Here is a 6,115-nt window from a genome sequence, read left to right on the forward strand (position 1 = left end):
GAGCGGCCGAACATTCCCTTCCTGCGCAGCCTCGGCTTCACCGGCTCCGACGCCGCCGTGCTGGAGCAGGCGTGGAAGGATGCCCCGTCCTTCGCCGCCGCCGCCTGTTCGGCCTCGCCGATGTGGGCGGCCAACGCCGCCACGGTGACGCCCTCCGCCGACGCCGCCGACGGCCGGGTGCATTTCACCCCCGCCAATCTCGTCACCAACCTGCACCGCTCGCTGGAGCACGCCCAGACGAAGCGGTCGCTGGACGCCCTCTTCCCCGATCCCGCCCGGTTCGCGGTGCAAGACGCCCTGCCCTCTGTCGCCCACCTCGCCGACGAGGGCGCCGCCAACCACGTCCGCCTGTGCGCCGATCACGGCGAGCCCGGCGTCAACCTGCTGGTCTGGGGCCGCGAGGCCTGGGAGCACTGGCAGGGGCAATACCCCGCCCGCCAGACCCGCGAGGCCTCCGAAGCCATCGCCCGCCGCCACGGCGCTTCGGGCGTGGTTCTGGCCCGCCAGTCCGCCGCCGCCATCGCCGGCGGGACTTTCCACAACGACGTGGTCTGCGTCGGCGCGCTGCAGACCCTGTTCTTCCATGAGCTCGCCTTCGAGCATACGGCCCGGACGCTGGACGCCGTCCGCGCCGCCGCGGACGGCCGCTTCGAGCCGGTCTTCGTCGAGGTTTCCGCCGCCGACCTGCCGCTGACCGACGCCATCACCAGCTACCTGTTCAACTCGATGCTGGTGCGGATTCCGGGCGAAGACCGCCTGACCCTGATCTGCCCGACCGAGACGCGTGACAACGCCCGCAGCCACGCCGTGGCCGAGGCCCTCGCCGCCTCCAATGGCCCCATCGGCCGCGTCGAATACGTCGACGTCCGCCAGTCCATGCGTAACGGCGGCGGCCCGGCCTGCCTGCGCCTCCGCGTCGCGTTGACCGAGGCCGAACTGGCCGCGACCAACCCGGCCATGCGGATGACCGACGAGCTCCACGCCCGCCTGTCGATCTGGGCCGCGACCTGGTACCGTGACGCGCTCGGCCCCGCCGACCTCGCCGACCCGGCCCTGCTGGACGAGAGCCGTGGCGCGCTGGACGAACTGACCGCCATCCTCGACCTGGGCGCAGGCTTCTATCCGTTCCAGCGAGGCGGCGCGTGACCGCCAACCCGTGGCTCGTCATGGCCGGGGCCCTCAACGCCGCCGCGTCCGTCGCCCATCTGGCGATCATCGCTGGCGGCCCCCGCTGGTACGAATTCTTCGGCGCCGGACCTCGGATGGTGAGCCTCGCCGAGCAGGGCTCTCCGAAAGCGACGCTGATCACCCTCGCCATCGCAGGCGTCCTCGCCGTCTGGTCCGCATACGCGTTGTCCGGCGCCGGCCTGATCCCGCGGCTGCCCCTTCTGAAGCTGGCCTTGGCCGCGATCAGCGCCGTCTACCTGTTGCGCGCCGTCGGCTACATCCCTGCTCTCTACGCTACGGGCGTTCCCGTCGGGGTTTTCGCCTGGATCAGTTCGGCCATCGTGCTGGTCTACGCCGTGGCGCACATCCTCGGGACGCTGCAGCTGTGGCGAACCTGACCCACCGCATCGCCACCGAGGCCGACATCCCGGCGCTCGTCGCCCTGATGGATCGTGCCATCAGCGGGCCGCTCGCCGCCTTCCTGACGCCGGATCAGATCGCCGCCAGCCGCAGGCTGATGGGCATCGACAGCCAGATCATCGCCGACCGCACCTATTTCATCGTCGAGCGCGACGGGATCCTGGCAGGCTGCGGCGGCTGGAGCGGCCGGATCACCGAATACGGCGGCGACCACACCCCGGGCCGCGAGCCGGCGCCGCTGACCCCCGGCGTCGACGCCGCCCGCATCCGCGCCATGTACACGGCGCCGGAGTTCCTGCGGCAGGGCGTCGGCCGCCTGATCCTCGGCCTGTGCGAGGACGCCGCCCGGGCCGCCGGTTACGACCGCGCCGAACTCGTCGCCACCCTCGGGGGCGAGCCCCTGTACCGCGCCGCCGGCTATCGCGAGATCGACCGCTTCGAGGACGACCGCGGCGGCGCTCCCGTGCCGCTGGTCAGGATGGGCAAACGGCTGGATGATGCCGGCCTCTGAGGGGGGATCCGGAATGACCGACGCCGCCATGACGCCCGCCCGGCGCCTGCGCAACATCATCGGCGGCTCAGCCGGCAATCTGGTCGAGTGGTTCGACTGGTTCGCCTACGCCGCCTTCACCGTCTATTTCGCACCGGTCTTCTTCCCCAGCGGCGACAGTACGGCAGAACTGCTCAAGGCCGCCGCCGTTTTCGCGGTCGGCTTCCTGATGCGTCCGGTCGGGGCCTGGGTCATGGGCGTCTACGCCGACCGGCGAGGCCGCAAGGCGGGCCTGACCCTGTCGGTCAGCCTGATGTGCGCCGGGGCCCTGATCATCGCCGTGACGCCGGGCTATGCGACCATCGGCATCGCCGCCCCCGCCCTGCTGCTGCTCGCCCGCATGATGCAGGGCCTCAGCGTCGGCGGCGAATACGGCTCCTCGGCCACCTATCTGTCCGAAATGGCCACGGCGAAGCACCGCGGCTTCTGGTCCAGCTTCCAGTACGTCACCCTGATCTCGGGCCAGCTGCTGGCGCTGCTGCTGCTGATCCTGCTCCAGAACACCCTCAGCGAGGGCGCGCTCGAGAGCTGGGGCTGGCGCATCCCCTTCTTCGTCGGCGCGGCCCTGGCGGTGATCGTGTTCTGGCTCAGACGCCGCCTGGACGAGACCGCCGCCTTCATCGCCACCGACACGCGCGAGGTGCCGAAATCCAGCGCCCTGCTGCTGATGCTGAAGCATCCGAAGGAGGCGCTGATGGTGCTCGGCCTGACCGCCGGCGGGACCGTCGCCTTCTACACCTACACCACCTACCTGCAGAAATTCCTCGTCAACACGACCGGCTTCAGCAAGGCCACGGCGACAGAGATCAGCGCCGCCGCCCTGTTCGTCTTCATGCTGATCCAGCCTGCGGTCGGGGCCCTGTCGGACCGCATCGGGCGCCGCCCGGTGATGGTCGCCTTCGGGGTGCTGGGCGTGCTGTTCACCGTGCCGATCATGACCGCCCTCGCCGGAGTCGACAGCCCGTTCACGGCCTTCCTGCTGGCCCTGGCGGCGCTGGTCATCGTCAGCGGCTACACCTCGATCAATGCGGTGGTGAAGGCCGAGCTGTTCCCCGCCCACATCCGGGCGCTGGGCGTGGCCCTGCCCTACGCCGTCGCCAACGCCCTGTTCGGCGGCACCGCCGAATACGCCGCCCTGGGGTTCAAGGACAGCGGCATGGAGAGCGCCTTCTTCTGGTACGTGACGGTCCTGATCGGCGTCTCGCTGCTGACCTACGTCCGCATGCGCGACACCGGCAGGAACAGCCTGATCGATCACGACTGACGCCGGCCGGGTTCAGCCCTTCAGCCGCGCGAGGGCGTCCGGAAAGCGGCGCGACACCGGCGCGCGCACCGCGCCCAGCTCGACGGTCCAGTCGCCCGACCCGTCGGGCTCCAGCGCCGTGACCCGGGCGGCGTTGACCAGCCAGGACCGGTGCGCGCGGACGAAGCCGAACCCGCCCAGCTCCACCTCGATGGCCGCGAGAGTGGCGCGCATCAGCGGGCGGCGGCCGTCCGCGAGCCAGAACTCGACGTAGTTGCCCGCCGACGACACGGCGACGATGTCGGACAGGGGCGCCCGCAGGATGCGCGAGCCGTCGCGAATGTCGAAGCTGACCGGCCGCACCGGCTCGTCGCGGCGACGGCGCAGGTAGCCGATCAGCCAGAAGGCGGCGACATAGGTGGCGTAGCTGATCAGGTCCTTGCGCAGCTCGTAGATGAAGCGGTCCCCGAACTCGTAGGGGCCGTCTCCCATCAGGGCGTAGACGGCGATCCGCAGGGCCACGAACCCGATCACGTGAAGGGCCGAGAACAGCAGCAAGGCGACGGCGTGGAGCAGCACGAACCGCACCTTCGGCCGCCAGTCTTCCGCCGCGACCTCGTCCGGCGGCGCGGCCGCCGTCGTCAGCCACGGGATAAGCATGGCGGCGAAGATCGAGACCGCGCTGCTGATCTCCCAGACCCACGGCTCCCAGGCGGCGGCCTCCGGATTGTCGCTCAGGGCGGTCAGGGCGTTGACGACCACCACCGCCGCCGTCGCCGGCACGATGAACAGCACCGCCGTCCGCAGGTCGCGGAGATCCGGCGGAGTCTTGAACCAGCCGCCCGGCCCCCGCTGCGCGCCGTTCGTCCCAGGGCCCGCGGCGGCGTCCCGCCGACCGTCCCGCCCGTCCCCCCGCGATTGCCTGGCGCCCGGCGCGGATGGGACGCCCGGGAACCGTTCATCGCTCATGGAAAGCCACCATGTCGTCCGCCCCGCTGCCCGACGCCGCCTCCGGCCCGCTCCGCCGATACGACCTGGACTGGATCCGCGTCGGCGCCTTCATGCTGCTGATTCTGTACCACGTCGGCATGTTCTACGTGCCGTGGGAGTGGCACGTGAAGTCCAGCCACGAAGTCGCGGCGCTCGAGCCGGTCATGCAACTGACCAACCCGTGGCGTCTGACCCTGCTGTTTCTCGTTTCCGGGGCGGCCACCCGCTTCCTGGCCGACAGTCTGGCCCGCGACGGGCGCACCGGCGCCGGCCGGCTGGCGGGGTCCCGGACCCTCAGGCTGCTGCCGCCGCTGCTGTTCGCCATGTTCGTGGTGGTGCCGCCGCAGAGCTACTACGAGATCGTCGAGGCCGTCGGCCGTCTGGCGCCGCAGGCCGACGCCTACCGCAACGCCTTCACCGCCGACTTCTGGGTTCGCTACGCCACCGCCTCGGGAAACTGGTGCGGCCCCGACGGCTGTCTGACCACGCCGACCTGGAACCACATGTGGTTCGTGGCCTATCTGCTGGTCTACAGCCTGATCCTCGCCGCCCTTCTGGCCCTCTCATCCGGCCGCTTCCGCGCCCTCGGCGTTCTGCTGGAGCGGGGGCTGAAGGGCTGGGGATTGCTGATCTGGCCCATCGTCTTCCTCGCGGCGATCCGCTGGGGCCTCGCCTACCGGTTCGAGATCACCCACGACCTGGTCGAGGACTGGTACAATCACGCCCTGTCGTTCAGCGCCTTCCTGTTCGGCTTCCTGACCGCCCGATCCGAATCCCTGCGTCAGGGCTTTATCCGCCTGCGCTGGCCGGCGCTGCTGATCGCGCTCGCCGCCTGGGCGGCCTGGGCGGCCTATGCGTGGGAATACCGGGCCGAGGACGCCATGCCCGCCGAGGCCCTGCGCCGGGCCATGCGCATCGTCTATGCGGCGGACCAGTGGGCCTTTATCGCGGCCATCCTCGGCTTCGGCGCCAGACATCTGAACCACGGCGGCCCCGTGCTGCGCTACCTGACCGTCGGGGTCTTCCCCTTCTACATCGTGCACCAGACCGTCATCGTCGTGGTCGGCCACCATCTGGCGCAGCTGCATCTTCCACTGGCGGCGGAGGCGGGCCTGCTGATCGCGGCGACCCTCGCCCTCTGCTTCCTGGCCTATGAGGTCGCGCGGCGGTCGGGCTGGTTCGGCCTGCTGCTGGGCGTCAGGCCTCAGGCCGCGAAACGCCCGCCCCGGGCCGCATAGGCCTGGGTGCCGCGGGTGAAGACCCGGTCGGACGGCAGGATGGCGTCGATGGCGATGTCCGCGGCGCCCTTCAGCCGCTCATAGATCGGGCCGAAGTCCTGCAGCGTCTCGCGCTTCAGCTGTTCGATCGAGTCGATCACGAAATAGACCTGCTGGAAGTCGTCGATGCGGTAGAGGGTGCGCATCACCCGCTCGAGATCGAAGCCGAGCCGGTTGGGCGACGGATCTTCCAGCGAGAAGACGCTCTCCGTCGCCGATGAGACGATGCCCGCGCCGTAGATGCGCAGCCCGCCCTCGTCCTGCATCAGACCGAATTCCACCGTGTACCAGTACAGCCGGGCCAGGTTCTGCAGCATGCCCAGCGAGGCCGCCCGCTGCCCGCCCTTGCCGTAAGCCTCCATATAGGCGGCGAAGTCGGGGTCGGTCAGCATCGGCACGTGGCCGAAGACGTCGTGGAAGATGTCCGGCTCCTGCAGATAGTCCAGCTGGTCCGGCTTGCGGATGAAC

Annotated in this window: 6 protein-coding genes and 1 pseudogene; 5 read left to right on the forward strand and 2 right to left on the reverse strand. The window is 70.3% G+C overall.

Translation table 11 applies throughout. The annotated features are described in order from the left end of the window. The 4 genes from VGD32_RS07705 to VGD32_RS07720 form a co-directional block, all read left to right on the forward strand. The coding region (locus VGD32_RS07705) for an N-succinylarginine dihydrolase (RefSeq protein ID WP_331031316.1) at positions 1–1,146 on the forward strand (1,146 nt) is incomplete at its 5' end. Next, on the forward strand, positions 1,143–1,565 hold the full coding sequence (locus VGD32_RS07710; RefSeq protein WP_331031317.1) for a hypothetical protein: 423 nt from the start codon (positions 1,143–1,145) through the stop codon (positions 1,563–1,565). The genes VGD32_RS07705 and VGD32_RS07710, both read left to right, overlap by 4 nt. After that, positions 1,553–2,098 (forward strand): GNAT family N-acetyltransferase, encoded by a 546-nt coding sequence (locus tag VGD32_RS07715; RefSeq protein ID WP_331031318.1) that lies wholly within the window; start codon positions 1,553–1,555, stop codon positions 2,096–2,098. The genes VGD32_RS07710 and VGD32_RS07715 overlap by 13 nt, the downstream gene beginning before the upstream one ends. A 13-nt stretch (positions 2,099–2,111) precedes the next feature. Continuing rightward, entirely contained in the window at positions 2,112–3,401 is a 1,290-nt protein-coding gene (locus VGD32_RS07720) for an MFS transporter (RefSeq protein WP_331031319.1), read from the forward strand. A 12-nt stretch (positions 3,402–3,413) separates the two neighbouring features. Here VGD32_RS07720 and VGD32_RS07725 read toward each other — a convergent pair whose 3' ends face one another. Beyond that, complete coding sequence (locus tag VGD32_RS07725) at positions 3,414–4,175, reverse strand: LytTR family DNA-binding domain-containing protein (RefSeq protein ID WP_331031320.1); 762 nt, start codon at positions 4,173–4,175, stop codon at positions 3,414–3,416. Positions 4,176–4,360: 185 nt separating this feature from the next. Between VGD32_RS07725 and VGD32_RS07730 the strand changes: the two genes are divergently transcribed. After that, positions 4,361–5,608 carry an acyltransferase family protein gene (locus VGD32_RS07730; RefSeq protein WP_331031321.1) on the forward strand — a complete coding sequence of 416 codons (1,248 nt, stop codon included), beginning with the start codon at positions 4,361–4,363 and terminating at the stop codon, positions 5,606–5,608. On the opposite strand, the pseudogene VGD32_RS07735 reads toward VGD32_RS07730, so the two are convergent. Beyond that, positions 5,575–6,115, reverse strand: a pseudogene (locus tag VGD32_RS07735) (phenylalanine 4-monooxygenase); the annotation flags it as partial. The gene VGD32_RS07730 and the pseudogene VGD32_RS07735 overlap by 34 nt on opposite strands.

The sequence above is a fragment of the Brevundimonas sp. genome, from assembly GCF_036402095.1.
Lineage (GTDB): Bacteria > Pseudomonadota > Alphaproteobacteria > Caulobacterales > Caulobacteraceae > Brevundimonas.

Bases quoted from the DNA above. Each gene is read 5' to 3' on its own strand.
- VGD32_RS07720 (WP_331031319.1), top strand. From the start codon at position 2,112: ATGACCGACGCCGCCATGACGCCCGCCCGGCGCCTGCGCAACATCATC.
- VGD32_RS07730 (WP_331031321.1), top strand. From the start codon at position 4,361: ATGTCGTCCGCCCCGCTGCCCGACGCCGCCTCCGGCCCGCTCCGCCGA.